The organism is Lentzea sp., assembly GCF_036380075.1.
In the GTDB taxonomy this organism is placed as follows: domain Bacteria; phylum Actinomycetota; class Actinomycetes; order Mycobacteriales; family Pseudonocardiaceae; genus Lentzea.
Genome location: NZ_DASVFL010000261.1, coordinates 1 through 25,560, shown reverse-complemented (window position 1 = coordinate 25,560; position 25,560 = coordinate 1). Strand labels below are relative to the sequence as shown.

Annotated in this window: 30 protein-coding genes and 1 pseudogene; 21 read left to right on the top strand and 10 right to left on the bottom strand. The window is 72.7% G+C overall.

The window, feature by feature from the left end; genetic code table 11:
- Nucleotides 1–164: 164 nt before the first annotated feature.
- Complete coding sequence (locus VF330_RS28465; protein ID WP_330854766.1) at nucleotides 165–1,100, bottom strand: NADP-dependent oxidoreductase; 936 nt, start codon at nucleotides 1,098–1,100, stop codon at nucleotides 165–167.
- A 49-nt stretch (nucleotides 1,101–1,149) separates the two neighbouring features.
- On the opposite strand from VF330_RS28465, the gene VF330_RS28460 reads away from it, so the two are divergent.
- The gene (locus tag VF330_RS28460; RefSeq protein ID WP_330854765.1) at nucleotides 1,150–1,764 is read left to right on the top strand and encodes a helix-turn-helix domain-containing protein; all 615 of its coding nucleotides are present in this window, start codon (nucleotides 1,150–1,152) and stop codon (nucleotides 1,762–1,764) included.
- A gap of 6 nt (nucleotides 1,765–1,770) precedes the next feature.
- On the opposite strand, the gene VF330_RS28455 is transcribed toward VF330_RS28460, so the two are convergent.
- Nucleotides 1,771–2,340 (bottom strand): TetR/AcrR family transcriptional regulator, encoded by a 570-nt coding sequence (locus tag VF330_RS28455; RefSeq protein ID WP_330854764.1) that lies wholly within the window; start codon nucleotides 2,338–2,340, stop codon nucleotides 1,771–1,773.
- Nucleotides 2,341–2,419: 79 nt separating this feature from the next.
- Here VF330_RS28455 and VF330_RS28450 point away from each other — a divergent pair, with 79 nt between their 5' ends.
- From VF330_RS28450 to VF330_RS28435, 5 genes and pseudogenes are all read left to right on the top strand, one after another.
- Entirely contained in the window at nucleotides 2,420–3,034 is a 615-nt protein-coding gene (locus VF330_RS28450; RefSeq protein ID WP_330854763.1) for an NAD(P)-dependent oxidoreductase, read from the top strand.
- A complete protein-coding gene (locus VF330_RS28445; RefSeq protein WP_330854762.1) occupies nucleotides 3,031–3,918 on the top strand; it encodes an SDR family NAD(P)-dependent oxidoreductase in 888 nt (295 codons plus the stop codon). Before VF330_RS28450 ends, VF330_RS28445 begins: the two co-directional genes overlap by 4 nt.
- Before the next feature lie 17 nt (nucleotides 3,919–3,935).
- Nucleotides 3,936–4,085 (top strand): annotated as a pseudogene (locus tag VF330_RS42115) (nucleotidyltransferase domain-containing protein); the annotation flags it as partial.
- Nucleotides 4,086–4,131: 46 nt separating this feature from the next.
- Nucleotides 4,132–4,698, top strand: coding sequence for an aminoglycoside adenylyltransferase domain-containing protein (locus VF330_RS28440; RefSeq protein WP_330854761.1), 567 nt, complete (start codon nucleotides 4,132–4,134; stop codon nucleotides 4,696–4,698).
- A gap of 42 nt (nucleotides 4,699–4,740) precedes the next feature.
- Nucleotides 4,741–6,006, top strand: coding sequence for an SMI1/KNR4 family protein (locus VF330_RS28435; RefSeq protein WP_330854760.1), 1,266 nt, complete (start codon nucleotides 4,741–4,743; stop codon nucleotides 6,004–6,006).
- On the opposite strand, the gene VF330_RS28430 is transcribed toward VF330_RS28435, so the two are convergent.
- Nucleotides 5,981–6,844 carry a LysR family transcriptional regulator gene (locus tag VF330_RS28430; protein WP_330854759.1) on the bottom strand — a complete coding sequence of 288 codons (864 nt, stop codon included), beginning with the start codon at nucleotides 6,842–6,844 and terminating at the stop codon, nucleotides 5,981–5,983. The genes VF330_RS28435 and VF330_RS28430 overlap by 26 nt on opposite strands.
- A 70-nt stretch (nucleotides 6,845–6,914) precedes the next feature.
- On the opposite strand from VF330_RS28430, the gene VF330_RS28425 reads away from it, so the two are divergent.
- Complete coding sequence (locus tag VF330_RS28425; RefSeq protein WP_330854758.1) at nucleotides 6,915–7,814, top strand: DMT family transporter; 900 nt, start codon at nucleotides 6,915–6,917, stop codon at nucleotides 7,812–7,814.
- Here the strand turns inward: VF330_RS28425 and VF330_RS28420 are convergent.
- On the bottom strand, nucleotides 7,778–8,119 hold the full coding sequence (locus tag VF330_RS28420; RefSeq protein ID WP_330854757.1) for an STAS domain-containing protein: 342 nt from the start codon (nucleotides 8,117–8,119) through the stop codon (nucleotides 7,778–7,780). The two genes, VF330_RS28425 and VF330_RS28420, sit on opposite strands and share 37 nt — an antisense overlap.
- Before the next feature lie 314 nt (nucleotides 8,120–8,433).
- Between VF330_RS28420 and VF330_RS28415 the strand changes: the two genes are divergently transcribed.
- Together VF330_RS28415 and VF330_RS28410 are read left to right on the top strand one after the other, a co-directional pair.
- A complete protein-coding gene (locus VF330_RS28415) occupies nucleotides 8,434–9,288 on the top strand; it encodes an NAD(P)-dependent alcohol dehydrogenase (RefSeq protein WP_330854756.1) in 855 nt (284 codons plus the stop codon).
- Nucleotides 9,289–9,298: 10 nt separating this feature from the next.
- On the top strand, nucleotides 9,299–9,820 hold the full coding sequence (locus VF330_RS28410; RefSeq protein ID WP_330854755.1) for a helix-turn-helix domain-containing protein: 522 nt from the start codon (nucleotides 9,299–9,301) through the stop codon (nucleotides 9,818–9,820).
- Nucleotide 9,821: 1 nt separating this feature from the next.
- On the opposite strand, the gene VF330_RS28405 is transcribed toward VF330_RS28410, so the two are convergent.
- The 3 genes from VF330_RS28405 to VF330_RS28395 all read right to left on the bottom strand — a co-directional run bounded on the left by VF330_RS28405 (nucleotide 9,822) and on the right by VF330_RS28395 (nucleotide 11,910).
- Nucleotides 9,822–10,514 (bottom strand): SDR family NAD(P)-dependent oxidoreductase, encoded by a 693-nt coding sequence (locus tag VF330_RS28405; protein WP_330854754.1) that lies wholly within the window; start codon nucleotides 10,512–10,514, stop codon nucleotides 9,822–9,824.
- Nucleotides 10,515–10,637: 123 nt separating this feature from the next.
- Entirely contained in the window at nucleotides 10,638–11,468 is an 831-nt protein-coding gene (locus VF330_RS28400; RefSeq protein WP_330854753.1) for a helix-turn-helix transcriptional regulator, read from the bottom strand.
- A gap of 43 nt (nucleotides 11,469–11,511) precedes the next feature.
- Nucleotides 11,512–11,910: a MerR family transcriptional regulator gene (locus VF330_RS28395; protein WP_330854752.1), complete on the bottom strand. Its 399-nt coding sequence runs from the start codon at nucleotides 11,908–11,910 to the stop codon at nucleotides 11,512–11,514.
- Between the two features lie 133 nt (nucleotides 11,911–12,043).
- Between VF330_RS28395 and VF330_RS28390 the strand changes: the two genes are divergently transcribed.
- The 4 genes from VF330_RS28390 (at nucleotide 12,044) to VF330_RS28375 (ending at nucleotide 15,838) form a co-directional block, all read left to right on the top strand.
- Nucleotides 12,044–13,342, top strand: a complete 1,299-nt coding sequence (locus VF330_RS28390) for a hemolysin family protein (protein ID WP_330854751.1) — start codon at nucleotides 12,044–12,046, stop codon at nucleotides 13,340–13,342.
- Nucleotides 13,339–14,391, top strand: a complete 1,053-nt coding sequence (locus VF330_RS28385) for a hemolysin family protein (protein ID WP_330854750.1) — start codon at nucleotides 13,339–13,341, stop codon at nucleotides 14,389–14,391. The genes VF330_RS28390 and VF330_RS28385 overlap by 4 nt, the downstream gene beginning before the upstream one ends.
- 28 nt (nucleotides 14,392–14,419) lie before the next feature.
- Nucleotides 14,420–15,460: a sporulation protein gene (locus tag VF330_RS28380; protein WP_330854749.1), complete on the top strand. Its 1,041-nt coding sequence runs from the start codon at nucleotides 14,420–14,422 to the stop codon at nucleotides 15,458–15,460.
- Nucleotides 15,461–15,550: 90 nt separating this feature from the next.
- Nucleotides 15,551–15,838, top strand: coding sequence for a DUF3040 domain-containing protein (locus tag VF330_RS28375; RefSeq protein WP_330854748.1), 288 nt, complete (start codon nucleotides 15,551–15,553; stop codon nucleotides 15,836–15,838).
- A 12-nt stretch (nucleotides 15,839–15,850) separates the two neighbouring features.
- Here VF330_RS28375 and arsM read toward each other — a convergent pair whose 3' ends face one another.
- The gene (gene arsM, locus VF330_RS28370) at nucleotides 15,851–16,600 is read right to left on the bottom strand and encodes an arsenite methyltransferase (protein WP_330854747.1); all 750 of its coding nucleotides are present in this window, start codon (nucleotides 16,598–16,600) and stop codon (nucleotides 15,851–15,853) included.
- A 112-nt stretch (nucleotides 16,601–16,712) separates the two neighbouring features.
- On the opposite strand from arsM, the gene VF330_RS28365 reads away from it, so the two are divergent.
- A complete protein-coding gene (locus VF330_RS28365; protein WP_330854746.1) occupies nucleotides 16,713–17,003 on the top strand; it encodes a metalloregulator ArsR/SmtB family transcription factor in 291 nt (96 codons plus the stop codon).
- The gene (locus VF330_RS28360; RefSeq protein ID WP_330854745.1) at nucleotides 17,000–17,410 is read left to right on the top strand and encodes an arsenate reductase ArsC; all 411 of its coding nucleotides are present in this window, start codon (nucleotides 17,000–17,002) and stop codon (nucleotides 17,408–17,410) included. The genes VF330_RS28365 and VF330_RS28360 overlap by 4 nt, the downstream gene beginning before the upstream one ends.
- Before the next feature lie 16 nt (nucleotides 17,411–17,426).
- Here the strand turns inward: VF330_RS28360 and VF330_RS28355 are convergent, their stop codons facing one another.
- The gene (locus tag VF330_RS28355; RefSeq protein WP_330854744.1) at nucleotides 17,427–18,326 is read right to left on the bottom strand and encodes an alpha/beta hydrolase; all 900 of its coding nucleotides are present in this window, start codon (nucleotides 18,324–18,326) and stop codon (nucleotides 17,427–17,429) included.
- Nucleotides 18,327–18,411: 85 nt separating this feature from the next.
- Between VF330_RS28355 and VF330_RS28350 the strand changes: the two genes are divergently transcribed.
- Together VF330_RS28350 and VF330_RS28345 are read left to right on the top strand one after the other, a co-directional pair.
- Complete coding sequence (locus VF330_RS28350; protein WP_330854743.1) at nucleotides 18,412–18,891, top strand: MarR family transcriptional regulator; 480 nt, start codon at nucleotides 18,412–18,414, stop codon at nucleotides 18,889–18,891.
- Between the two features lie 111 nt (nucleotides 18,892–19,002).
- Entirely contained in the window at nucleotides 19,003–19,797 is a 795-nt protein-coding gene (locus VF330_RS28345; RefSeq protein WP_330854742.1) for an NAD(P)H-dependent oxidoreductase, read from the top strand.
- A 142-nt stretch (nucleotides 19,798–19,939) separates the two neighbouring features.
- On the opposite strand, the gene VF330_RS28340 is transcribed toward VF330_RS28345, so the two are convergent.
- Nucleotides 19,940–20,920 (bottom strand): ArsR/SmtB family transcription factor, encoded by a 981-nt coding sequence (locus VF330_RS28340; RefSeq protein WP_330854741.1) that lies wholly within the window; start codon nucleotides 20,918–20,920, stop codon nucleotides 19,940–19,942.
- A gap of 65 nt (nucleotides 20,921–20,985) precedes the next feature.
- Between VF330_RS28340 and VF330_RS28335 the strand changes: the two genes are divergently transcribed.
- The 4 genes from VF330_RS28335 to VF330_RS28320 all read left to right on the top strand — a co-directional run.
- Entirely contained in the window at nucleotides 20,986–22,173 is a 1,188-nt protein-coding gene (locus tag VF330_RS28335; protein WP_330854740.1) for an MFS transporter, read from the top strand.
- A 148-nt stretch (nucleotides 22,174–22,321) separates the two neighbouring features.
- Nucleotides 22,322–22,651: a hypothetical protein gene (locus VF330_RS28330; protein WP_330854739.1), complete on the top strand. Its 330-nt coding sequence runs from the start codon at nucleotides 22,322–22,324 to the stop codon at nucleotides 22,649–22,651.
- 54 nt (nucleotides 22,652–22,705) lie between these two features.
- Nucleotides 22,706–24,424, top strand: coding sequence for an ANTAR domain-containing protein (locus VF330_RS28325; RefSeq protein ID WP_330854738.1), 1,719 nt, complete (start codon nucleotides 22,706–22,708; stop codon nucleotides 24,422–24,424).
- A gap of 98 nt (nucleotides 24,425–24,522) precedes the next feature.
- The coding region (locus VF330_RS28320; RefSeq protein WP_330854737.1) for a PP2C family protein-serine/threonine phosphatase at nucleotides 24,523–25,560 on the top strand (1,038 nt) is incomplete at its 3' end.

Below are 25,560 nucleotides of genomic sequence, written 5' to 3'. Positions count from 1 at the left end.
GCCTGTCGTTCCTCGGCTTCTGCAGCCCGATCGTCGCCACGAGCCTCGGGTTCGCGTTCCTCGGCGAGACGCTGGTGCCGTCGCAGCTGCTGGGCGCGGGAATCCTGGTCGCCGCGATCCTGCTGGTCCAGCTCACCCCGGTTCCCGCGCCGCCGCTGCGCGCCTCAGTGGTGTAGGACGATCTTGCCGCGGGCGTGGCCGGTCTCGCTCAGGGCGTGCGCGGAAGCCACATCGGTCAGGTCGAACACGCCGGCGAGCGGGATGCGCAGGCGTCCCTGGGCGGCGAGGGCGGCCGCGATCGGAAGTCCGTGCAGAGCCTGCGGATCAGGCGGGCTGGCCTCGATGCCGGCGGTCGTGTGGGACATGTGGACGCCGTGGGCGGCGGCGTTGAGGTCGGCGACCGTGACCACGCGGGACGCATCTCCGGCGATGGCGACCAGATCGGGCAGAGGCCCGCCGGCACAGTCGTAGACGGCGTCCACACCGGACGGTGCGAGCGCGTGCACGCGGTCGGCCAGACCAGGTCCGTACGTCGTGGGTTCCGCGCCGAGAGACCGGAGGAAGTCGTGGTTGCCGGCACTGGCGGTGCCGATCACCCGCGCGCCGCGGGCGACGGCGAGCTGCACGCCGATGGAGCCGGTGCCGCCCGCCGCGCCGTTGACCAGCACGGTGTGTCCTTCGCTCACGCCCAGGCGGTCGAGGACCCGGAAGCCCGTCTCGACGCCGCCGGTGGCGCCCGCGGCCTCCTCCCAGCTCCAGGCGGCCGGTTTCGGCGCCCACACGGCGAAGACGACGTGGTCGGCGTTCGAGCCGCGGTGGGCTACCGCGGTCGCGCCGAACACCTCGTCCCCGACCTCCACGCCGGACACGCCCTCGCCCACCTCGTCCACCACCCCGGCGGCGTCGTAGCCGGTGCGGAACGGGAACGCGGCCGGAAAGGCGTCGCGCAGCGCGCCGGAGCGGACGCGGACCTCGCCCGGCGACACGCCGGACGCGCGGACGACGACGCGGATCTCGCCCGGACCGGCGTGCGGCCGCGGCACGTCCGCGACCCGCAGGACCCCGGGTGGACCGTACTCGCTGAACAGGACTGCTCTCATGACCGCGAACGTAGGAGGAGCCCGGCCCGCACGCGGCTAAAGTGAGAGCGTGGCAAGCGAACTGCGTCAGTTGCGGTCCGACGCGGACGACAACCGCGACCGCGTCCTCGCCGCCGCCCGGCTGGCGTTCACGACCGACGGCCTCTCGGTGCCGATCCGCGAGATCGCCCGCCGCGCCGGGGTCGGCACCGCCACCGTCTACCGGCGCTTCCCGACCAAGATGGCGCTCTACACCGCGGCTTTCGCCCAGGACATGACCGTGTGCGCGGCCGCCGTCGACGAGGGGCTCGCGGCGACGGACCCGTGGCAGGGGCTGTCGCTGACGGTGGAGAAGCTGCTGACCGCGCACGGCGGCGATCCGCGGGTGCGGACCGTCCTCACGCACCTGTCCCGGCGCCCCGAGTTCGCCGCCGACCGCGAGCGGTCGTTGCGCGGCATGCTCGAGCTGATCCGCCGCGCGAAGGAGAGCGGGGAGCTGCGGGACGACATCGTCCTGGAGGACATCGTGCTCACCATGCAGGCGGGCAACGGCATCCGCGCGCAGTCCGCCGCCGGCCAGGTCGCGGCGACCCGCAGGCTGGCCGCGTTGGTGATCCAGTCGTTCCGCGCCGGTCCGGACGCGGCGCCGTTGCCGCCGCCCGTCCGGCTGCCGTTGCGCGTCTGAGGTCCGCTAGCCGGTGGTCCACGTGCCGAGTGCGGCGACGGCGGCCTCGACGAGGGCCGCGCCGGCCGGGGCGCGTTCGATCGTGCCGCGGTAGTACAGCGGCCCGATCGCGATGGCGGCGGCGTCACGGCTGCCGAGCGCGAGGACGACCTCGCCGCGCCGCTGGGCGTCGTCGAGGGCTGCGGCCAGCCGGTCGGCGAGGACACCGGAGAACTGGGCGCGCCGCGCGTCCATGGCTTCGTCCCACAGCGCCGCGTTGGCCAGGGTCGTGGACACCGCCCGCACGTCGTCGAGCTCGAGCTGCCGGGCGATCGCGGTCAGCTCGCGCACCAGCCACTCGCGGGTGGGCGTGGTGGGGTTGTCGAGGAACGGCATCGGCACGGTGGCCATGACCTCGACCAGCAACTCCTCGGCCTGCGGCCAGTGGCGGTAGACCGTCGCGCGGCCGACCCGTGCGCGTTCGGCGACCTGCACGTGCGTCACCGCCGTCGGGCCGTTCTCGAGCAACAGTTCGCGGGCGGCGTTGAGGATCGCCTCCCGGCTCCGCAGGGACCGGGGGTCCGTCTCGCTGGTCACGACGACATCTTATGAGACAACTTGACTCGTAGCGCGGCGGACGGGCATGCTCGTCACTATGAGACAGAATGTATCAAACATGACGGTCGTCGTCCTCGGCGCGACCGGCGCCACGGGACGTCACGTCGTGTCCACGGCGCTGCGGCGCGGGCACCGGGTGATCGCTCCGGTCCGCCGGACGGGGTCGTTCGCGCCGGACGAGAACCTCGACGAGGTGGTGTGGCCGGAGGTCACCGACGTCTCGGCCCTCGCCGGCGTACTGCCGGGCGCGGACGTGGTGATCAGCGCGCTCGGGGGAGCGGAGAGGGGGCCGACGACGGTCTGCACCGACGGCATCCGGTCGGCGGTGGCCGCGATGGAGAAGACCGGGGTCACGAGGCTGGTCGCGGTGAGCGCGCACGGCGTGCTGGAGACGCACGACAAGTCGATGTACTCGCTGGCGGTGTGGGCGAACGTCGCCGAACGCATGCGCGACAAGGAAACCATGGAACCGCTCATCACCGGCTCCGGTCTGGAGTGGACGATCGCGCGGCCGCCGAAGCTGTCGGACGACGACATCGGCGGGTACCGGGCCGGCACCGAGCTGCCGATCCGGTTGTGGAGCTCCATCGGCCGCGCCGACCTCGCCGCGTTCCTGCTCGACGAGGCCGAGAACCCGCGGTACACCCACTCCCGCCCGAGGATCACCCGATGAGCGCCGCGATCCCGGACCTGACGGGCCAGGTCGCCGTCGTCACCGGCGCGACCGGCGGCATGGGCCAGGTCATCGCCGCCGACCTCCTCGGCGCCGGTGCCCGCGTGGTCACCATCGCCCGCGACCCCGGCCGCGTCGCTCCAGGACTCGACGTCGTCACGGGAGACCTGACGCGGCGCGCGGACGTCGTGGCCGCGGCGGACACCATCGCCTCCCGCTACGACCGGATCCACATCCTGATCAACAACGCCGGTGCGCACTTCTCCGGCCACCGCGTGTCGCCGGACGGCGTCGAGATGCACGTCGCGCTCGACCACCTCGCCGGCTACGGCCTCACCACCCTGCTCGACGGGCCGTTGCGACGCGGCCGGGCGCGCGTGGTGAACGTCGCCAGCGACACCCTCAACGACACCCGGCAGGTCAAGCTCCCCGGCAGGCCGCGCCCGGCCACCCTCGACCTCGACGGCGTCACGGATCTCGCGGAACTCAACCCCGCCACCGGTTTCGTGCCATTCGAGGCCTACGCGCGCGCCAAGCTCATGACCGTGACCGCCGGCTACGCCCTCGCCCGTGAGCTCGCCGCCGACGGCGTGGCGGTGAACGCCCTGCATCCCGGCATCGTCGCCACCGGCATCATCGACGACCTCGTGCCCGCACTGCTGCGACCGGCGCGCTCACTCATCCGCCGCACCCTGCTGACGCCTGCCGAGGGCGCGAGGACCACGACGTGGCTCGCGACCGACCCCGGGCTGGCGGGGGTCACCGGCCGGTACTTCAACCGCTCCGCCGAGTCGAGCACCCCGCCGGTGTCCCACGACCGCTCCACGCAAGAGAGGTTGATCGCGCTGAGCGATGCGCACTTCGCCGGCGAGCGGGTGGGCTGACCCTCCACACTGACGCGGTGGACCAACTCGCGCAGACCGCCGACCTCGTCCGCCGCGTCCTGGGACCAGAACTCCTGGGCGCGTACCTGCACGGCTCCGCCGTCCTCGGCGGCCTGCGCCCGGCCAGCGACCTCGACGTCCTGGTCGTCGCGCGGCGGAGCCTGGACCGCGGCATGAGGCAGGCGCTCGTCGACGGCCTGCTGGACATCTCCGGTGCGGCCGCGCCGGCGCGGCCCGTCGAGCTCGTCGTCGTGGTCCGGTCCGAGGTCCGGCCCTGGCGGTTCCCCCCCGGTCGGCGACTTCCTGTTCGGCGAGTGGCTGCGCGAGGAGCTCCGGCGGGACGGGCCACCCCCGCCCGGTCCCATGCCGGATCTCGCCATCGCGCTCACCGCGGTGCGGGCGGGCGGGCGTCCCCTCACCGGACCGCCGCCCGCCGAGCTCCTCGACCCCGTGCCGGAGGCGGACCTCGTCCTGGCGAGCGTCGCGGGCATCCCCGCGCTCCTCGACGACCTCGCCGGCGACGCGCGCAACGTCCTGCTGACCCTGGTCCGCGTCTGGGTCACCCTGGCCACCGGCGAGATCCGGTCCAAGGACGCCGCCGCGGACTGGGCCATCGCCCGGCTCCCGGCGGAGCACCGCCCCGTCCTGGAGCACGCCAGGGACCTCTACCGCGAACGCCACTACGCCGACGAGGTCTGGAGCCACGACCTCGAGGTCCGGGTGCGCCCCTGCGCCGCGGAAGTGTGCGACCGCGTGGACGACCTGCGCCGCCGTGTGTGAAGCTCCCACTCCCGCACCGGGGAACGATCACGGGAGAACACCATGCAGGCGGAGCTGGCGGCTGTCGCGCACGAGCTCATCACGACCGTCGAACCCGGCTTCGGCTTCCTGACGCTGCGGGCGTCGTGCAGCGGCGGCGGGAGCTCCCACCGGCTGACGGCCGGACCGTCCGAACAGCACGTGTTCTCGTTCTGGGGCCTGACGAGCCTGCGCCAGGTCGGTCTCGACCGCCCGGCCGTGTTCGAGATGAGGGTCGACGCCGACGGCACGTTCGAAGCCCTCGTCACGAGGGACGTCATCCAGGGCACCACGATGCTCCCGCCCACCTACACCGTCCTGGTCACACCGCGTGAGCGTCCTGTCCGGCGCGAGGTGTCGTCGTTGGCCGAGGTGGAGACCGCGATCGGGGTGACGCTGCCCCCGGAGGTGCACGACCTGTACGCGGGACGCGCGGAGGTCGACGAGGACATCAACCTCTATTCGCCCGACGAGGTCCTCCTGACGTGGCAGATGTTCGTCGCGATGGAGGACGACGACCCGTGGGGGTGGGAGCTGCCCGTGCTGTACGCCGGACCCGCGGGTGCCGTGCGGGCGGTGCGGTTCCACCCGCGGTGGGTGCCCATCGGCTCCAACGACTGGGGCGACACGCTGTGCGTGGACCTGGCGCCCGGACCCCGCGGCCGAGTCGGGCAGGTGATCCAGCTGTCCAACGAGGGACCGCTGACCTACCTGGCCGCCTCCGTGGCGGGACTGGCGCTGCCCGACTCCTACCCCGGCACGCACGGCCTGGCCGACCACTTCGACGTCGCGGACCGCGGGCCCGCCGGTGTCGCGGCGCTGCCCACGACCCTCCAGGAGCTCACGCTCCGGGAACCCGGTGACCTCGACTTCGGCCTGCTCGCCCGGCTGACCTCGTTGCGGCGGCTCACCGTCGTGCGCGGCGGGTCCGTCCGGCTCGGCGCCCTCGCGCACCTGCCGCTGGAACGGGTGGAGGCGAGCGGGTACGAGATCGAGCTGCCGGTGTGCGACACCCTGGCGGCGGTCGTGGTCGACGGCGCGTTCGTCGACCTCCCGGCGTTGCCGGGCCTGCGCGTGCTCGACGCGTCCAAGGCCGAGGTCGACGTCGAGTCGCTGCCCAGGGTCGACCACCTCGTGCTGAACGCCGCGCAGTGGCGGCGGTGCCCGGTCAAGCCCGCTGCGGCCACCCTCGCCGGCGAGTCCTCGCTGGCCCGTGCGCTGGTGTGGGCGGGGGAACGGGGTGTGGAGCTGCCGCGCGAGATGGTCAGGGGACGGGTGCCGACGGCCTGACCGAGTCCACCAGCGCGGTCACGGCGGGGTGCCATTCGCGACCGGCCGGACCGCTGAGGACGAGCCTGCGCGCCACCCGTTCGGTCAGGGGCAGCATGACCAGGTCCGCCGGCAGCATCGCCGCCACCAGACCCGGCACGAGCGACACGCCGACGCCCGCGCGGACCATGGCGAGCAGCGTGCCCAGCTCGCGCACCCGGTGCCGAGGGGTGAACGGATGGCCCGCGTGGGCCTGCCGCACGTGCCGTTCGCAGCCGCCGCGGGACAGCAGGAACGGGTCGTCGGCCAGGTCCGCGACGCCGACCCGCGGCTGACCCGCCAGCGGGTGGTCGGTGCGCACCAGGGCGTGGAAGGCGTCCTCGCCGATCTGCACACCGAGACCGGGCGGCGGGTCGACCAGGACCGCGGCCTCGACCGTGCCGCCGGCGAGCCACTCGGCCACCTCGTCGTCCTCGCCCTCGAACACCCTGACGCGGACCTGCGGGAACTCCGCCTGCCACCGCGTCAGCAGCTCGGGCAGCAGGCCCTGGCAGACGGTCGGCGGCGCGGCGAGCCGGATCGTGCCCCGCGCCCCTCCGCGCCGGCGTTCGGCCAGGTCGGTGATCGCGGCCGACGCCGACACCGCCGCACGGGCATGGGCCAGCAGCTCCTCGCCGAACGAGGTCGGCGTGCTCCGCCCGCGCCGCGACAGCACGGGGTGGCCCAGCGAGCGTTCGAGCGAGGCGACCGCGTGCGAGACCGCCGACTGCGTGATGCCCAGCGCGTCGGCCGCCGCACCGAACCCGCCCTCGTCGACCACCGCGAGGAACGCCCGGAGCTGGGCGAAGTTCACCGTCATGAGCGCCTCTCATGGCCCGTCGGCCGCCACTTGTTGGACTCATGATCCCCGGCGGGGTGATGCTCGCGCCGTGGGGTCTACCGGGAAGTTCGTGCTGCTGTCCGCGATCTGGGGCAGCAGCTTCGCGTTGATCAAGGTGGCGGTGGACGCGGGGGTGCCGCCGGTGCAGGTGGCGCTGGCCCGCTGCCTGTTCGGCGCGCTGGCGCTGTGGGGCATCTGCGCGGTGCAGGGGGCGGCCGTTCCCCGCGACCTGCGCACGTGGGGGCACGCGGCGGTGGTGGCGGTCCTGCTCAACTCCGTGCCGTTCACGCTGCTCGCGTTCGGCGAGTCCAGGGTGGACTCGGTGCCGGCGGGCGTGCTGAACGCGACGACACCGCTGACGACGCTGGCGTTCGCGCTGCTGGTCGTGCCGGGGGAGCGGGTGACGCGCACCCGCCTCGCGGGCCTGCTGCTGGGGTTCGCGGGCGTGCTGGTGCTGCTCGGGGTGTGGCGCGGCCTGGACGGCGACGTCCTGACCGGCGGCCTGGCCTGCGTCGCCGCCACCACCTGCTACGGCGCCGGGTTCGCCTGCACCCGGCGGTTCCTGTCCGCCGGGCCGCACCGGGCGAGCGCGGTGTCCGCCGTGCAGATCACCTGCGCCACCCTCCAGCTCGGTGCGGCCGCCCCGCTCCTGTCAGGTCCGCCGTCGTGGCCGGGCCTGCCCGCCGTGCTCGCGCTGCTGGCACTGGGCGCGGTCGGCACCGGCTACGCCTACGTGCTGAACCTCGACCTGATCCGCGACGCCGGAGCGACCGTCGCGGCCACCGTCACCTACGTCACACCGCTGTGGTCCACCATGCTGGGCGCGTTCCTGCTGGCCGAACCGGTGGGCTGGCACACCCTGGCGGGCGGGTGCGTGGTCGTCGGCGGGATCCTGCTCACCCGGCGGCCCGCTCAGCGGACCCCCAGTGCCTCCGGCACGCTGGCGTAGAGCTGGAGCAGCTCGTTCAACGTGGTCGCGCGCAGCGCCCGCAGAGCGCTGCCCGGCCGCGTCACGATCCGGAGCGCCGTGCCCCGGTCCGCGCCGCGCAGGTGGTGGTCCACCAGCACGGACAGCCCGGACGAGGCCAGGAAGGAGATGCCGCTCATGTCCAGGACGACCACGTGGCCGCCCTCCTTCGCCTGCGCGAACGCCTCGTCCAGGTGCTCGTCCAGCAGCGGCGCCGTGTAGGAGTCGATCTCACCGGTGACCTCGAGGATCACCGCGCCGTCCCGCAGTTCCGTCTTGGCTTCCATCCGTCTCACTCCTCTTCGCTCCCACGCCAGCGTGCCTGGTCGAGCGGCTGTTGTCGATCTACTCGGTGTCCGAGTGGATCGCGGTCAGGATCGGCGTGCGGGTCGCCGCGGCGGACGGGGCTGTGCTCGTAGAACACCGTGTGACGCAGCCGCACTTGCCAACTGGGGTGACCCTCCACTTATGCTCGTCCCTCTAAGTGGAGGGGTACCCCAGTTATGCGCAGGATCGAGTACGACCGCTACGGCGGCCCCGAGGTGTTGCACGTCAGCGAGGTGCCGGAGCCGGTGGCGGGGCCGGGCAGGTCCTGGTCGCGGTGCTGTCAGCCGGTGTGGGTGGCGGCGAGACGGCCATCCGGGCGGGCAAGCTGCGCCGCGTGATGCGGCTGAGGTTCCCGCAGGGCAGCGGCAACGAGTTCGCGGGACGCGTGGAAGCCGTCGGGGCCGGAGTCGAGCTGAGTCCCGGCGACGCGGTGTGGGGGTTGATGCCGCACGGCACGTTCGGCGCCATCGCGGAGAAGGTCGTGGTGCCGCGCGACCGGCTCGCCCCGCTGCCGGCGGGACTGGACCCGGTCGCGGCGGGATCGTTGCCGGTCAGCGGCACGACCGCGATCACCGCGCTGGAGGAGAAGGCGGCACTGCGCCCCGGCGAACGCCTGCTCGTCCGCGGCGCCACCGGCGGCGTCGGCAGCGCCGCCGTGCAGCTCGGCCGGCACCTGGGAGCCCACGTCACGGCGATGGCGAGCGCGCGCAACCTCGACTGGGTGCGCGCGCTCGGCGCGGACGTCGCGGTCGACTACCGGACGACCGGGCCCGGCGACCTGGACCCGTTCGACGTGATCGTCGACCTGGTGGGAACCGACCTGCCCGCGTACCGGCGGCGGCTGACCCGCGGCGGCCGGATGGTCGCGCTGGCCATCGCGCCGGACGCGGTGGTGAGCTCGCTCGCCGCGACCGTGCTCGGCAGGGCTCTCCCGCGGCCGATCCTGTCCTTCAGCAACAACCCGTCGGCGCGGACCCTCGCGCGGCTCGGCGAACTGGCCGGGCCGGGGGTGATCGGTCCGGTGCTCGATCGGGCGTTCGCGTTGGAGGAAGTCGCCGAGGCGCACCGCCTGCTGGAGGCGGGCGGGGTGCGGGGCAAGTACGTGGTCGACGTGCGGGCGACCTCGTAGAGTCCGCGGCGTGCGAGCGGACGCCCGGCGGAACTACGACCTGATCCTGGCGGCGGCCGAGGCCGAGATCGCGAAGAGCGGCGCGGACGCCTCGCTGGAGAAGATCGCCCGTGACGCCGGGGTCGGTTCCGCCACCCTGCACCGCCACTTCCCGACCCGGCAGTCGCTGCTGGAGGCGGTCTTCCACGACCGGGTCGAGGCGCTCTGCGCCGAAGCCCGCCGGCTCGCGACGTCCGCCGACCACGGACAGGCCCTGGTGGACTGGCTGTGCGACCTCGCGGTCCACGGCGCGACCACCCGCGGGCTCGCGGAGTCGTTGCTCCACACCTCCGCGGACAGCAGCTGCGAGGTGATGCTCCGCGAGGCGGGCAACGACCTGATGCGCCTGGCGCAGGAGGCGGGCGCGGTGCGCGAGGGTGTCGACGTCGACGACCTGCTGACGCTGGTCACCGCGGTGTCGCTGGCCACCCGTGACGCCGGGGACGCCGCCCGGCTCGCCGCGCTCGCGTTGGAGGGCGTCCGTCCGCGCTAGATCACCAGGGGAGGCGGCCGGTCCGGTCGAGGAACTGCCCGGTCGGCCCGTCCTGGCCGATCGTCGCGAGCGCCACGACGGCCTCCGCGCCCTCGGCGACGGTGTGGCCGAGACCGCCGGTGAAGTCGGTCGCGGTCTGCCCGGGGTCCGCCGCGTTGACCTTCACGTCCTTCAGCTCCTTGGCGTACTGCGCGGTGAGCATCGTGACCGCGGCCTTCGACGCGGAGTAGAGCGGCAGGGCGTACCGCGACTCGACGCGCTCCGGGTCCTGGGTCATGCCGAACGAGCCCATGCCGCTGGCCACGTTGACGATCACCGGGTTCGGCGACTTCCGCAGCAGCGGCAGGAAGGCGTGCGTGACGCGCACGAGCCCGACGACGTTCACGTCGAGCACGGCGCTCATGTCGGCGGCGGTGTACTCCTCGACCGGGCCGACCCTGCCGAGCACGCCGGCGTTGTTCACCAGGACGTCGATCGCCCCCTCGTGCGCGGCTACGTCCGCGGCCGCAGCCTGGACCGAGGCGTCGTCGGTCACGTCGATCCGCACGAACCGGGCACCGAGCGACTCGGCGGCGGCCCGGCCGCGTTCGGGGTCACGGGCGCCGAGCAGGACCGTGTGCCCCGCCTCGACGAGCCGGCGGGCGGTCTCGAAGCCGAGTGACTTGTTGGCCCCGGTGATGAACGTGGTGGTCATGCCGCTCCTCCTGGTTCGACCAGCGCGGTCGTGCGCTGGTCACGCACTCCATGCTTGGCCGTCAGGAGGAACGGCGGGAGCTACGGCACTTCCTGGTACGGCGCGTACCACCCAGGTCGCCGGTCACAGGGTGGACATGCGCTGCACTCCGATGGTCGCGAGGAGGTCGAGCTTGCCGCGGGCGTCGGTGCCCTGCCGCGGCGTGTAGACGACCAGACGCAGGTTCGTGTCCTGGGTGGTGAGGATGTCGGAGTTCAGGGCGATGTCGCCGACCTCCGGGTGCCGCACGAGCTTGTGCGCGCTCTGGTGGCCGCCCACCGCCCGGCGTTCCCACAGCTCGCGGAACCGCGGGCTCGCGCCCAGCCGCGACACCAGCGCGGCCAGGTCGGGGTCGTCGGGGTACCGGCTGGTCGTGGCACGGAGGTCGGCGACCAGCGACTCCTCGAACGCCGCCCGCTCGGCCGCCGTCTGCCGCACGCCGGGCAGCTCGCCCAGGAACTGCCACACCAGCACGTTGCGGTCGTGCGCGCCGTGGACGGTGGGATCGCCGAACGTGGCCGCGAACAGCGGGTTCCAGTGCAGCAGCTGCCAGGTGGCGTCGTAGATCGCCAGCGGGTTGCCCGCCAGCTGGTCCACGATCCGGTACAGGCTCTCCGTGATCATCCGCGGCACGCGGCTCGGGTCCGCCGCGTGGCCCGCCATGCGCAGCAGGTGGGCGTGCTCGTCGTCGGACAGGTGCAGGGCGCGGGCCAGTGCCGAGCAGACCTGCGCCGAGGGCGTCGCCACCCGTCCCTGCTCCAGCCGGACCACGTACTCGACCGAGATGCCGGCGAGCGTCGCCAGCTCCGAGCGCCGCAGGCCGGGCACCCGGCGGGGTGAGCCGTGGGCCAGGCCCACCGCCGCGGGGTCCAGCCGGTCCCGCCACGCCCGCAACGCCTCACCGAGCTGCTCCATGGACGCCATGGTCCCGCACGCCCAGCCCCGCCCGGGAACGCTGTTACGGCAGCAGCGTGTCCGGCGGGATCTGCAGAGCGATCGTGATCAACGAGTGCACGCGCGTCGCGATGACCGCGAGCAGGCCCTGCATCTCGGGTGCCGCGCCGTCCGCCGCCGTCTGCAGGGTCTGCAGGTCGACGTCGATGCGGTCCAGGATCGCCGCGACGTCGGCCTGCCGGGCCGTCAGCGCCGTGGAGATCTCGTCCAGGGGAACTCCGTGGACTTCCAGACGTTGAACCAGGTGGATCCGGTCGACGTCGGCGGGGGAGTAGAGGCGGTAGTTCGACGCCGTCCGCTGTGCGGGGCTGATCAGGCCCAGCGTCGTGTAGTAGTCGACGGTGCGGATGCTGACGCCGGCTCGTGCGGCCAGTTCACCGATCTTGAGCAAGGCTTCGCTCACGGGCACCTCCTCTGGCCAACCATACAGTGCTACGTGCTACTGTTGGAAACATGCCTGATGAAGCCGACGTAGACGGCTGTAGTAGTGCGCCGGGGCGAGCCCGGCTGAACGTCGCGAGTGCCGCGGGTGCGGCATGTTGATCTTCTCCGGCCTGCTGGCGATCGTGGCCCTGACCGCCGCCACCGGCTACTTCGTGGCCCAGGAGTTCGCGTACATGGCGGTCGACCGCGGTCGGCTGCAGCAGATGAGCGAGGCGGGCGACAAGGCCGCCGACCGCGCGCTGCGGGTGACGCAGAAGCTGTCGTTCATGCTCTCCGGAGCCCAGTTCGGCATCACCGTCACCGCGCTGCTGGTCGGTTACGTGGCCGAACCGCTGCTCGGCACGGGTCTCGCGAACCTGCTCGGGCTGCCCGAGTCGTTCGGCGTCCCGCTGTCGATGGCCGTGGCGCTGACCTTCGCGACGGTCGTGCAGATGGTGCTCGGCGAGCTGCTGCCGAAGAACCTCGCGATCGCCAAGCCCGAGGCGCTGGCCAAGTGGCTCGCCTCGTCGACGCTGGTCTACCTCAAGATCGCGGGGCCGGTGATCCGGCTGTTCGACGCGACCGCCAACAAGCTGCTGCGCTCGATCGGCATCGAGCCGGTCGAGGAGCTCCCGCAGGGCGCGACGCCCGAGGACCTCAAGCAGATCGTGGGCGACGCGGGAGACCAGGGCCACCTGGACCCGGAGCTCGCCCAGCTGCTCGACCGCGGACTGGACTTCCGCGAGCTCGTGGCCGAGCAGGCCATGACGCCGCGCGTGAACGTGCACTCCGTGCGGGTCGACGAGCCCGCGTCACGGGTGGTCGAGTTGCTCGACACCGGGCACTCGCGCTTCCCCGTCGTGGGCAGGGACCTCGACGACATCCAGGGCGTCGTGGGCCTGGCCGAGGTGCTGACCCTCACGCCCGAGCAGCGCCCCGTCACGCCGATCGGCCGGATCGCGTCCACCGCCCTGGTCGTGCCCGCGACGCTGCCGCTCCCCGCCGTGCTGGAGCGCCTGCGCTCGGAACGGCGCCAGCTGGCGTGCGTGCTCGACGAGTTCGGCGGCTTCGCCGGGATCGTCTCGCTGGAGGACCTCGCGGAGGAACTCGTAGGGGAGATCCACGACGAGGACGACCTGGTCGAGGCCGCGATCGAGCGCGTCGACGACACGAGGTGGCAGGTGCCCGGCCGGATGAGGCTCGACGAGATCGAGGACGCGACCGGCATCGCGCTGCCCGAGGACGACGCCTACGACACCGTGTCCGGCCTCGTGCTGCACCGGCTCGGCCGCACCGCCGAGGTGGGCGACGAGCTCGCGCTCGGCGAGGTGTCCCTGCTGGTCGAAGCGGTGTCGCGGAACGTGCCCGACACCGTCGTGCTGACCGCGCTGGTGCCGGAGGAGGCCCGATGAGCATCGGAATGGCACTGGGGATCTCCTTCGTCCTGCTGGCGCTCAACGCCTTCTTCGTCGCCGCCGAGTTCGCGCTGATCGCGGCCAAGCGGCACCGCCTGGAACAGGACGCCGAGACCTCCCGCGCGGCGCGTGCCGCCGTGGCGGGCGTGCGCGAGCTGTCGTTGATGCTCGCCGGCGCCCAGCTCGGCATCACGCTGTGCACGCTGGGACTCGGCGCGCTGGCCAAGCCCGCGGTGGCCGACCTGCTCGACCCGCTTCTGCAGCTGACCGGCCTGCCGGACGCGGTCGCGTACGGCATCGCGTTCACGATCAGCCTCGTGCTGGTGGTGTTCCTGCACATGGTCGTCGGTGAGATGGCCCCGAAGTCGTGGGCGATCTCGCACCCCGAGAAGTCGGCGCTGCTGCTGGCCCTGCCGTTCCGGGCGTTCGCGCACTCGGTCCGCTGGGTCCTCAGTGGACTGAACTCGACGACGAACGCCCTGCTGCGGCTGATGAAGGTCGAGCCGCAGGACGAGCTGGCGCAGGCGCACCGGCCGGACGACCTGCGCATGCTCGTGCGCCAGTCCGGCGAGCACGGCCTCATCCCCGAGGCGCAGCAACGGCTGCTGACCCGCATGCTCCAGGTGCAGAAGACCACTCTGCGCGAGGTCATGGTGCCGATCGCGGAGACCTCGACGGTCACCGAGCACACCACGGCCCGCGCGGTCGAGCGCCGCAGCCTCCAGTGCGGACGGTCGCGGTTCCCGGTCAAGGACCTGAAGGGCGAGTTCGTCGGCCTGGTGCACATCCGCGAGGCGATGCGCGCCACGGCGGCAGGCACCGACCCGACGGCACGGGAACTCATGGCACCGGTGCTGACGTTGTCCGCTTCGATGCCGGTCGCCGCGGCGGTGACGGCGATGAAGGCGGACAGGGCGCAGCTCGCGCTCGTGTCCGGCGACGACGGCGTGGCCGGCATCGCGGCGCTGGAGGACCTGCTCGAAGAGCTCATCGGCGACTTCGACGACGAGACCGACGCACCGCGCGTTGCGGTGCGGCAGAAGTAACTCCCACCCAGTCCCCGCAGGAGGAGACTTGTTCAAGCGGATGCTCGGCGCGTTTGGTGTCGGCGGACCGTCCGTCGACACCGTGCTCGACTCGCCGCACGCCGCCCCCGGCCAGTACGTCACCGGCCAGGTGCGCATCCAGGGCGGCAGCGCGGACGCCGAGATCGGCCAGGTCGTGCTGTCCCTGGTGACGCGCGTGGAGGTGGAGCACGGGGACCACGAGTACGGCGGTGTCTCGGAGTTCTTCCGGCAGATCGTCCAGCAGGGCGTGCGCGTGCCGGCCGGTCAGCTCGTGGCCGTCCCGTTCCAGCTGCCGATCCCGTGGGAGACCCCGATCACCGCGGTCGGCGGCGGCCAGCTGCCCGGCATGACGGTCGGCGTGCGCACGGAGCTCGTGATCGCGGGCGCCCCGGACAAGGGCGACCTCGACCCCGTCGTGATCCACCCGCTGCCCTCGCAGGACGCGGTGCTCAACGCCTTCGGGCAGCTCGGCTTCTCGTTCCGCAGCGCGGACGTCGAGGCCGGCCGCCTGCACGGCGTGCCGCAGGAGCTCGGTTTCTACCAGGAGATCGAGTTCTTCCCGCCCGCCCAGTTCGCCGGCTCGGTCAGCCAGGTCGAGCTGACCTTCGTGGCCACCCCGCGCGACCTGTACGTGGTCCTCGAGGCCGACAAGCGCGGCGGCATGTTCTCCTCCGGCGGCGACGCGTTCGGCCACTTCAGCGCGTCCCACCAGGAGGCGCAGGGCACCGACTGGGTGTCGGCCATCAACGGCTGGCTGGCCCAGGTCGCGCAGCGCGGCCACGCCAACCCGGCGTTCGGCGGCGGCCACGGCGGCTACAACCCGGCGTTCGGCGGCCAGCCCGGGTACGGCCACCAGCCCGGATATGGGGGCCACCACGGATATGACCAGCACGGTCACCACGGCCACCATGGTCACCGGAGCGGTCCCGGCGTCGGCGGCATGGTCGCCGCCGGTGCGGCCGGTGTGGTCGGCGGCATGGTGCTGGGCGAGGTGGTCGAGGAGGTCTTCGAGGACGACGGCGGCGACTTCGCCTTCGGCGAGGAGTGACCTAGGAGTTCCGTTCCGGCGCTCTCGCTCTTGCCAGAGCGCCGGAACGGGACGACTGTGTTCGGAACACGGCAGACCAGGAGGCCCGCGATGGCGCTGGCAGAACATGAGAAGCGCGAGCTCGACCAGATCGAGCAGCACCTGTTCGACGAGGACCCCAAGTTCGCCGCGAAGCTGTCCAAGCCTTCGCTGTTCGTGTTCCTGTCCCGCGGGGCCGTGCGCGTGCTCGGCCTGGTCGGGATCTTCCTCGGCGGGTTGCTGGCCGTGGTCTCCGGCGTGACGTGGTCCATCGTCGCGCTGGTCGTGCTCGGGGCCGTGCTGTGCGCCGGGGTGTTCGCCGGGCTGACGGTGATGGCCTGGCGGTCCCACCGCGGGTAGCCGGGGCCGGGCTCAGGTGGGCTTGACCGCCCGGACGATCGCGGAGTGCATCCCTTCGGCCACCTCGTGGGTCGCGGTGATCTCCACGTCGGTGAAGCCCGCCGCCTCCAGGCCCTCCCGGTACTCGCTGAACGAGAGCGCTCCCGCGATGCACCCCACGTAGCTGCCGCGCTCCGCCCGCTGTCCGGGCGTGAGGTCGTCGTCGGACACCACGTCCGAGACACCGATGCGGCCGCCGGACCTCAGGACGCGGAACGTCTCGGCGAACACGGCGGGCTTGTCGGTCGACAGGTTGATCACGCAGTTGGAGATCACGACGTCGATCGTGCCCGCGGGCAGCGGGATGGCCTCGATGGTGCCCTTCAGGAACTCGACGTTGGTCGCTCCCGCCCGAGCCGCGTTGGCCAGTGCCAGCGCGAGCATCTCCTCCGTCATGTCCAGGCCGTAGACCTTGCCGGTCGGGCCGACCCGCCGTGCGGACAGCAGGACGTCGATCCCTCCGCCGGACCCGAGGTCCAGGACGCGGTCGCCCTCGCGGAGCTCGGCGACGGCCGCGGGGTTGCCGCAGCCGAGTGACGCGGCGACGGCTTCCACCGGAAGCGTCTCGCGGTCCTCGGCCGCGTAGAGGGCCGAGCCGAAGTTGTCGTCGGTCTCGATGAGCCCGGGTTCGCAACACGCCGTGCTGCCGTCAGCCACTTGTGCGGCCGCCGCGGCGTAGCGACGGCGGACGACTTCGCGCAGTTCGGTGGACGATTCGCTCATGTCTGCTCCTCGATGACGTCCAGCAGCTTGTATCGATGTCTGTCGATGCATCCTTGCGCCTTGCATCGAAGAACGTCAACATAGAAGGGTGTCGAATCAAGGGTTCGGGTCGATGGACGCCTCCCAGGCCGTCGAGCTGGCCGCCGCGTTCAAGGCTCTCGGCGATCCGGTGCGGCTGCGGCTGCTCTCGATGATCGCGTCGCGCGAGGGTGGGGAGGTGTGCGTCTGCGAGCTGACACCGGCCTTCGACCTGGCTCAGCCCACGATCTCCCACCACCTCAAGCTGTTGCGGCAAGCCGGGCTCGTGGACTGCGAACGACGTGGCACGTGGGTTTACTACTGGGCGTTGCCCGCCACGCTCGACCGGCTCGCCGGGTTCCTGCGCGCGGCGGTGAACGCATGACCGGCCGTCCGACCGTGCTGTTCGTGTGCGTGCACAACGCCGGACGTTCCCAGATGGCCGCCGCCTTCCTCACGCACCTCGCGGGAGACCGCGTCGACGTGCTCTCGGCTGGCTCCGCTCCGGCCGACGCGGTCAACCCGCACGTCGTGCGGGCCATGTGGGAAGTCGGCGTCGACATCTCCCGGGAGACGCCGAAGGTGCTGACCACCGACGCGGTGCGCGCCTCGGACGTCGTGATCACCATGGGATGCGGCGACGCCTGCCCGTTCTTCCCGGGCAAGCGCTACCTGGACTGGGTTCTGGAGGACCCGGCCGGGCAGGGGGTCGAGCAGATCCGGCCGATCCGCGACGAGATCGAACGCCGCGTGCGAGTCCTCGTCGAGGAGATCGCGCCGGCCGCTGTGTGATCCACTCCGAGGGAGCTCAACGGGTGGAAGACGCGTCCACGCCCGCCAGGAACTCCAGCATCGCGGCGGCGAGCCGGTCCGGTGCCTCCTGCGCGACGAGGTGGCCGACTCCCGGCAGCCGCACCGAGGTGACCTCCGCGGCCGAGACGGCGCGGAAGGTCTGCTCCGTGAAGGGTGCGCTGGACGCGTCGATGGTGAGCACCGGGACGGTCAGCGGGCTCGCCTCCGCGAGTGCCCTGGTCGCGCCGTTGTTGGCGAAGATCTCGCGGTAGAGGGCGGACGTGCCGCTCCAGCCGCCGGGGCGGGCGTAGGTGCGGACGAACTCGTCCAGGTCGGCGTCGGTGACGGCGTCGGCCGCGGCCGTCATCATCGGGTAGGCCCAGTCGGCGATCATCCGCCGTTCGATGCCCGGCAGGAGCAGCTCCGGAACTCCAGCGGCACCGAGGAAACCGACGTGCCACGAGCCGCCGTTGTTGACGTCGGCGAGGTGCTCCAAGCCGAACCCGATGAGCGTCGTCTCCACCGCGGTCAGGCTCAGCACGTCCGCCGGGTGCGTGGCGGCGAGCCGGAAACCCGTGGTGCCGCTGATGTCCTGGCAGGACAGGTGGACCGGGCCCACCTCTAGGTGCGCGATCAGCTGGTGCAGGTCCTCGGCGCAGGTGGCCGAGTCGGCGTCGCCGCCGGTGGTGTCGGAGTCGCCGAACCCGCGCAGGTCGACGGCGAAGACCCGGTGCGTCCGCGCGAGGAGCGGGATCAGCTCGTGGAACGCCCACCACGTCTCCGGCCAGCCGTGCATCAGCAGCACCGGGGAGCCGCCGGTCCCGGCCGAGACGTAGTGCAGCCGGGTGCCGTTGACCTCGGCCAGGTGGTGGGTGACGTCCGGGGTGGTGGCGCCGACGGGGGTGATGACGGACATGGTCCGCTCCTCGAACTAGACAGCTTGGGTGTCGAAATTTAGACAGCCTGGGTGTCGAAGTCAAGCTGCTTGCTACCCTCCGCCGGTGTCTCGATCCGGCGCCAACCTGGCCTTGCTGCTGCTCGGCGGCTTCCGCGACCTGGCCGACCGCGCCACCGCCGAGCTGGCCGCACGGGGCTACGAGGACGTCCGCCCGGCGCACGACTTCGCGCTCACGGCGATCCTCGCGGGCGCCGACAACGTCTCCGAGCTGGGGCGCCGGCTGTTCATCACCAAGCAGTCCGCCGCGAAGGTGGTCGCCGTCCTGGAGGAGCGCGGGTTCGTCAGCCGCGAGCCCGACCCGGTCGATCGCCGCCGGATGCGCCTGATCGTCACCGAACGCGGGCTCGCCATGAGGAGCGAGGGTCAGCGGATCTTCGACGACCTGCGCGAGCAGTGGGAGGAACAGGTCGGCGCGGACACGCTGAACACCGTCGAGGACGCGCTGCGCCGGCTGCTCGGCGACCACGTGGGCAGGCTCGACTCGCCCGGCTGGCTCATCAGGGACCTGCCCGCCGACTCCTGACGCGGGCCGCTGCTTCCTGACGTGGCCGCTGGTTCCCGACGTGAACGCGCACGCATGCGAGGTGGACGCGCGCCTATTCTTCGCCGTCCCGTTCGTCGTTTTACTGGCTGCATGACCATCGCTCATCCGCCGAAGCCCGACACCGCGCTGTGGGTGTACGCGCACCCGCGCCGCGACTCGTTGAACGACCGGCTCCTGCAAGCCGGGACCAAGGCCCTGTCGCAGCAGTATGACGTCGCGGTCTCGGACCTCTACGCCCAGGGCTTCGACCCCGTCCTGTCCGACCGCGACCTGGGCGACCTGGCCGACCGCCGCGGCAACATCGCCGAACTGGCCGGGGAGGCCTACGCCACCGGGCAGCTGCCCGCCGACGTCCTGGCGGAGCAGGCCAAGGTCGCGGCGGCCGGGTTGCTCGTCCTCCAGTTCCCGCTGTGGTGGTACGGGCCGCCGGCGATCCTCAAGGGGTGGTTCGACCGGGTCCTCACCAGCGGGTTCGCCTACGGCGACGACGACCCCGAGCTCCGTGTGCCGCGCCGGTACGGCGACGGGGGACTGGCCGGGCGCAAGGCGCTGGTCGTCGTCACCGCGGGGGAGGACGAGAGGTCCATCGGCCCGCGCGGCATCAGCGGCGACCTGGACTCGTTGCTGTTCCCGATCACCCACGGCGTGCTCTGGTACGTCGGGATCGAGGCGCTGGACCTGCACGTCGTCCACGACGCCGACTCGTTCGGCCCCGAGGAGGTCGACCGCGAGGCCGAACGCCTGGCGGCCAGGCTCGCCGGGGTGGACGGCGAACGTCCGCGGTTGTTCCGGCGCCTGCGGGACGGCGACTACGCGGGCACGCGGGCGTTGCGGGAGGACCTGGCGCCCGGCCGCACCGACCTGGACATCCACCTTGCCGAATGACGCTCGACGTTGACGCTCAACGTTGCGTCGATGTCGACGAATCAAGTCCATGTTGATTCGATGTTGACGAGTATTGACCCACATTGATCGTCAACATCAACGGGGACAGATGACAACGTTGTTAGCGCGAGACGCGGTCGACTCACTGCTGGGCGGCGAGGGCGTCGCCCAGCGGGGTGCGGTGGTACAGCACGGACCGGCCGGACCGCGCTCTACCGAGCAGGCCCGCCCGGCGCAGGACGGTGAGGTGGTCGCCGACGGCGCCGGGGGCCATTCCGAGGGTCCTGGCGAGCTGGGTGGTGCTGGCCGGTTCGTCGAGTGCGGCCAGCAGCAGGGCACGTGAGCGTCCGATGAGGTCGCCGACCGCGCCGGGGTCGGCGGGTGTGCTCGGCTCCCACAGCGCGGAGATGCCGCGGGCCGGGTAGACCAGAGCCTTCGGCCACGGCTGCTCGGTGTAGGCGGAGACGTGCGGCCACACGAACACCGACGGGATGAGCAGCAGGCCGGCGCCCTCCAGGTCGACCGTGCCGCTGCCGTACCGCAGCTGGATCTCGATGGCGCCGTCGTGCCAGCGCGTCCGCGGGTCGAGCCCGGCGATCGCGGCCGCCCAGCCCTCCCGGCTCAGCAGGCCGGCGCGGTGCACGACGTCCCGTTCGCAGATCGCCCGCAGCCGCGGCCAGTCGTCGGCGAGCAGCTCCCGCCAGGCGATCTCCAGCACGTCCGCGATCCGCGCCACGACGTTGCGGTCGCGCAGCACCGAGAGCACCCGCGGGTCGTCGGTCGGGCGGCGGCGCAGGCACTCGGCGATCTCCCTGCGCGCCAACGACAACGGCGTGCCGCGCACCCTGGCGAGGTCGTCGTCGACGGTCTGGGCCAGGCCGTGCGGTGGCGGTGCGACGAAGTCCGCCCCGTAGTGCGGCGGGTACAGCGCGAGCACCGCGTCCAGGTCGGTCTCCGCGCGCAGCCGCCGGTAGGCCGGGCGCAGGCGGTCGGACCAGTCGCGCGGCATCGGCCTGCCCTCGCGGCCGGACAGCCTGCGCAGCAGCTTGTCCAGCTCCAGCAGCGGGGCGATCGCGAACCTGCTCGCCAGCAGGTCGTCGGTACCGGCGGTGAACCTGAGCACGTCCCGACCTTACGTTCGTGGACGTATCTCTGGTGGTCCGGAGTGGACGGCCGGAGGCTGGCGGCATGACCACCGCCGAAGCGCGCGTGACCTTCGGCCACGTGCTGACCCGCCCCGTGTTCCGGGAGCTGCTGGCCACCCGCGTGGTCGCCATCGCCGCCGACGTGCTGCGCACCGTCGCGGTGTCGACGGCGATCTTCAGCAGCACCGGCTCCCCGTTGCTGGCCGCGCTGGCGTTCGGTCTGGCGTTCGCGCCGCAGGCGTTCACGGGTGTGCTGTTCGGCCCGCTCACCGACCGCGTCCGCCCCCGCACGCTGGTCGTCGCCACCTACGTGCTGACCGGCGCCGCCACCGGCCTGCTCGGCCTGCTCATGCCGCCGACGTGGGTCGTGCTCACCGCGATCACGGTCATCGGCTGCCTCGGACCGGCCTTGAACGGCACCACGGGCCGGTTGACGGCCGACGTGCTCGACGGCGACGCCTACGTCATCGGACGCTCGGTGATGTCGATCGCCATGTCGTTCGCGCAGCTGGGCGGCCTGGCGGCCGGAGGGCTGGCGGTGGCCGCCCTCGGTGCGCGGAACTCGTTGCTCCTCAGCGCCGGTGCCGTGCTCGTGTCCGCGGTGGCGGCGCGTCTGCTGCTGCCGGACCTGCCCACCGTCCACAGCTCCGGACCCGTTGTGCGGCAGGGGCTCGCGCAGACGCGGGAGCTGATGGCGAACCGGACGACGCGGGTGCTGCTGCTCGTGCAATGGCTGCCACCGGCGTTCGCGGTCGGCGCGGAGAGCCTGATCATCTCCTACGCCCTCGACCGCGGGTTCACGACCGGTGCCGCCGGGTTCATGCTCGCCGGCCTGCCGATCGGCATGATCGTCGGGGAGTTCCTCGTCGCGCGCTTCCTCACTCCCGCGGCCCGTGAACGGGCGGTGCCCGGTCTGATCGCGTTGCTCGGCGCACCCTTGGCGGGACTGGCGTTCGACGTGCCGCTCGCGGTGTGCTGCTTGCTCTTCGCCTTGAGCGGCGCGGGGTTCGCCTACAGCCTGGGTGTCGCGGCGCCGTTCCGCGACGCGGTGCCCGAGAACCGGCGGGGCCAGTCGTTCACGGTGCTGTCAGCCGGGCTGATGACCGCGCAGGGCGTGGGCCCGGCGGTGTGGGGCGCGCTGGCCGAGGTCGTCCCGATCCGCCACGCCATCGCCGCCGCCGGGGTCGTCACAGTGCTGAGCGCGGTCGCGTTCCGCCGCGCTCTCCGGTGACTGCGACGCCTGCTTCGTTTTCCGGTGTGGACGCTTCGTTTTCCGGGTGTCCTGCTGGACCGGTCGTCTGATGGGATGGAGGGATGGCCTTCCGCGTGCTCAGCCGAGCACGTGCTCCGGCCGCGGACCGTGGGCGGAGGGCTGGGCTGTGGACCACGTGGCGATCGGCGGGAGGCTGGTCGGTGACGTGCTGGTCCTGAGCGTGCCGGACCTGACGGGGGCCGCCGGTCCCGACCTGCTGGCGGAGTCGCTGACGGCCGCGGTGGTCCCGGCGGCGCGACTGGTCGTGCTCGACCTGCGGGCGGCGGGGATGGTCTCGGTCCACACCGGACGGGCCCTGGTCCTGTTCGCCCGCGGTTGCGCAGACCGGGGGGTCGAGTGCGCGCTGGTGCCGGACCCGGCGGACAAGGCCGCGTCGGCGGTGCTGGACCTGGTCGACCCGAGCGGGGTGGTGCCGCGGTTCGGCACGCTCGGCTAGGCACTCGCGGGACGTCCCGCCGGTCTGCCCGAGCAGCGCCGGCCGGAGTCGGCGGTGCACAGCGGAACCTTCGCCGGCACGGACCTGCGGCAGGTCGAGGAGCTCCTCAGCACCTCGTACGCGCCGACGCGGATCATCAGCGCCGACGACCGGCCGCGGCTGCGCCTCACCAGGGCCGCCGCCGGCGGGGTCAGCGTCGACCAGCTCGAGCTGACCGCCGACCTGGCCTACGAGGTCGAGCCGGTCGGCAGGCTGTTCCTCTGCGATGTGGAATCGGGTGGCTTCGACGACCACCTGGTCCACGGGTGGCGGAAATCGGAGGCGTTCGGGCCCGGCGACCTCTTCTCCTTCGCCCCGCCCGTCGAGCCCGCGTCCGGCAGGCTCAGGCACGTCCGCGCCACCGTCACGCTGCTCGCGCCCGTGCACTTCTCCCGGTTGCTGGGTGCCGGCCGCGAGGTCCGGCTGTTGAGCCACCGCCCTGTCGACACCGCCGCGGGTGCCCGGTTGCGCGCCGCGATCCACCACGTGCGCGACACCGTGCTGGCCGCGCCGGACGTCGAGGACACGCCGCTGGTCGTGTCGACGGCGTGCGGTTATCTCGTGGCATCGGTGCTGCGGGCGTTCCCGAGCACCGCGCATGCCGCCCCCACACCGAAGGACGGCGGCGATGCCCACGTCCGGACTCTGCAGAGGGCGATGGCGTTCATCGAATCCAACGCGGACAAGGACATCAGTGCTGCTGACATCGCCGCCGCGGCCCATGTCACCGTCCGCGCGGTGCAGCTGTCGTTCCGCCGGCACGCCGGCACGACGCCGATGGAGTACCTGCGCCGCGTCCGGCTCGACGGCGCCCGCGCGGACCTCCACGCGGCCGACCCCCATGACGTCACGGTCACCGGGATCGGCGCGCGCTGGGGTTTCGGCAGCGGGAGCACGTTCGCCGCGCACTACCGCGCCGCCTACGGCGAGTCGCCCGTGGAGACGCTGCGCGCGGACGGGCCACCGGTGCGCGTCTGGGTCGACTCCCGGCCGCGGGTCCCGGCCGAAGACGTCGCCGACGTCCAGGCCGACCACTTCGAGGAGCTGACCAGGAGGCTGCTGCGCACCTCGACGGTGGCGGAGGCGCTGCGGCAGGTCGCCGATGCCGCGAAGCTTGTCGTGTCCGGCGCGGACATGGTCAGCGTGACCGTCCGGGCGCCCGACGGCACGTTCCACACACCCGTGCGGACCGGTACCGCCGCCGGGGACCTCGACCAGGTCCAGTACCGCGCCGGGCGAGGCCCGTGCGTGGACGCGGCGCGCAGCGACGGACCGGGCTACGTGGCGAGCGACGACCTGGGCGCGGAGACCCGCTGGCCCGAGTTCGCCGGGGCGGCCGTGGACCACGGCTTCCACGCGATCCTGTCCTGCGAGCTGTTCCCGGCGCAGGGGCGGCAGAGGTTGTCCGGCGCCCTCAACGTCTACTCGCGGCACGTGAACGGGCTCGACCACGCCGACCGGCACGCGGCGCTCCTGCTGGCCACGCACGGGTCGCTCGCGCTGGCGCACGCGCGGGCGGCCGAGCTCGCGGACCTGAGGCAGGCCCAGTTCCGGCGGGCCGTCGGCAGCAGGGACGTCATCGGCCAGGCCAAGGGCATCCTGATGCACCGCCAGGGCATCACCGCCGACGAGGCGTTCGACCTGCTCCGCCGGACCTCCCAGCAGCTCAACGTCAAGCTGCTCGACCTGGCCGGCACGCTCACGACGCGGCACGCCGAGCTCGACGAGCGCTGAGCCGCGCCCTCCGGTGCGCTGGCTAGGCTGGTCCGATGCGGGGCAACCGGGTGGCACCGGTTCCACGCCGAGGTGGCCGGAGTCAGGAGAGTTGCCGGATGGACGACGATCGTCGCGCTGCACGCACCTACGGCGACGACGAGGCGGTGGGGGAGGCCTTCGAGCAGCTGCCGGTCTGCGTCGGCACCGTGCGCGGGGAGGACTACGTGTTCGTCGCCGCGAACGCGGCCTACCGGGCGTTCTCCGCGGACCGGCCCATCCTGGGGCTGCCGGCGCGTGAGGTGTTCGCCGAGGCGTTGTCGCAGCAGGTGTTCGAGATCCTCGACCTGGCGTACACCAGCGGTGTCGTGCAGGCCGGACGCGAGTGGCGGATCCAGCTCGACCGCGGCGCCGGGCTGGAGGACGTCTACATCGACTTCACCATCGGTCCCGTCACCGGCGGCGACGGTGCGGTGAGCGGCCTCAACATCCTCATCTCCGAGGTCACCGAACAGGTCCGGGCCCGGCTCCAGGCGCAGCGGCGCGCCGCGGAGGCGGAACGCCGGTACCAGGCAGCCCGCGACGTCGTGCTCGAGCTCCAGCGGGAGCTGCTGCCGGCCGGGGTGCCGGTGGTGCCGCGGCTGGACATCGCCGCCAGCTACCTGCTCGCCGACACCGACACCGTGGCGGGGGGTGACTGGTTCGACGCCGTCACGCTGCCCGGCGGGCGGGTCGGCCTGGTCGTGGGCGACGTCGTCGGGCACGGCGTCGCGGCCTCGGCGACGATGGGGCAGCTGCGGGCGGTGCTGTCCGAGCAGCTGGCCGCCACCGGCGACGTGGCGGCGGCGGTCCGGGCCGCCGACTCGGCCACCGACCGCATCCGCGGCGCGAAGGCCGCGACGGTGTGCGTGGCGCTGCTGGACCCGTCAACCGGCACCTTCGAGTACTGCACCGCCGGGCATCCACCGCCGCTGGTCGTGCGCGCCGACGGTCAGACCCACTACCTGCCGGTGACCGGAACGGGCCCGCTGGGCGTCGGTTCCGGGCGCGGGCCCGGGATCGTCCGCACCGGCCGCCTGGAACGAGGCGACCTGGTACTGCTCTACAGCGACGGCATCCTGGAACGTCCCGGTCGCGAGCTCGCCGGGAGCACCGTC

Excerpts from the sequence above, each read along its gene's own strand:
- VF330_RS28430 (WP_330854759.1), bottom strand. The coding sequence starts at position 6,844 with ATGACGGTGAACTTCGCCCAGCTCCGGGCGTTCCTCGCGGTGGTCGAC.
- VF330_RS28345 (WP_330854742.1), top strand. The coding sequence starts at position 19,003 with ATGACCATCGCTCATCCGCCGAAGCCCGACACCGCGCTGTGGGTGTAC.
- VF330_RS28450 (WP_330854763.1), top strand. The coding sequence starts at position 2,420 with ATGACGGTCGTCGTCCTCGGCGCGACCGGCGCCACGGGACGTCACGTC.
- VF330_RS28400 (WP_330854753.1), bottom strand. The coding sequence starts at position 11,468 with ATGGAGCAGCTCGGTGAGGCGTTGCGGGCGTGGCGGGACCGGCTGGAC.
- VF330_RS28405 (WP_330854754.1), bottom strand. The coding sequence starts at position 10,514 with ATGACCACCACGTTCATCACCGGGGCCAACAAGTCACTCGGCTTCGAG.
- VF330_RS28445 (WP_330854762.1), top strand. The coding sequence starts at position 3,031 with ATGAGCGCCGCGATCCCGGACCTGACGGGCCAGGTCGCCGTCGTCACC.
- arsM (WP_330854747.1), bottom strand. The coding sequence starts at position 16,600 with ATGAGCGAATCGTCCACCGAACTGCGCGAAGTCGTCCGCCGTCGCTAC.
- VF330_RS28385 (WP_330854750.1), top strand. The coding sequence starts at position 13,339 with ATGAGCATCGGAATGGCACTGGGGATCTCCTTCGTCCTGCTGGCGCTC.
- VF330_RS28420 (WP_330854757.1), bottom strand. The coding sequence starts at position 8,119 with ATGGAAGCCAAGACGGAACTGCGGGACGGCGCGGTGATCCTCGAGGTC.
- VF330_RS28465 (WP_330854766.1), bottom strand. The coding sequence starts at position 1,100 with ATGAGAGCAGTCCTGTTCAGCGAGTACGGTCCACCCGGGGTCCTGCGG.
- VF330_RS28365 (WP_330854746.1), top strand. The coding sequence starts at position 16,713 with ATGGACGCCTCCCAGGCCGTCGAGCTGGCCGCCGCGTTCAAGGCTCTC.
- VF330_RS28360 (WP_330854745.1), top strand. The coding sequence starts at position 17,000 with ATGACCGGCCGTCCGACCGTGCTGTTCGTGTGCGTGCACAACGCCGGA.
- VF330_RS28375 (WP_330854748.1), top strand. The coding sequence starts at position 15,551 with ATGGCGCTGGCAGAACATGAGAAGCGCGAGCTCGACCAGATCGAGCAG.
- VF330_RS28355 (WP_330854744.1), bottom strand. The coding sequence starts at position 18,326 with ATGTCCGTCATCACCCCCGTCGGCGCCACCACCCCGGACGTCACCCAC.
- VF330_RS28390 (WP_330854751.1), top strand. The coding sequence starts at position 12,044 with ATGTTGATCTTCTCCGGCCTGCTGGCGATCGTGGCCCTGACCGCCGCC.
- VF330_RS28435 (WP_330854760.1), top strand. The coding sequence starts at position 4,741 with ATGCAGGCGGAGCTGGCGGCTGTCGCGCACGAGCTCATCACGACCGTC.
- VF330_RS28335 (WP_330854740.1), top strand. The coding sequence starts at position 20,986 with ATGACCACCGCCGAAGCGCGCGTGACCTTCGGCCACGTGCTGACCCGC.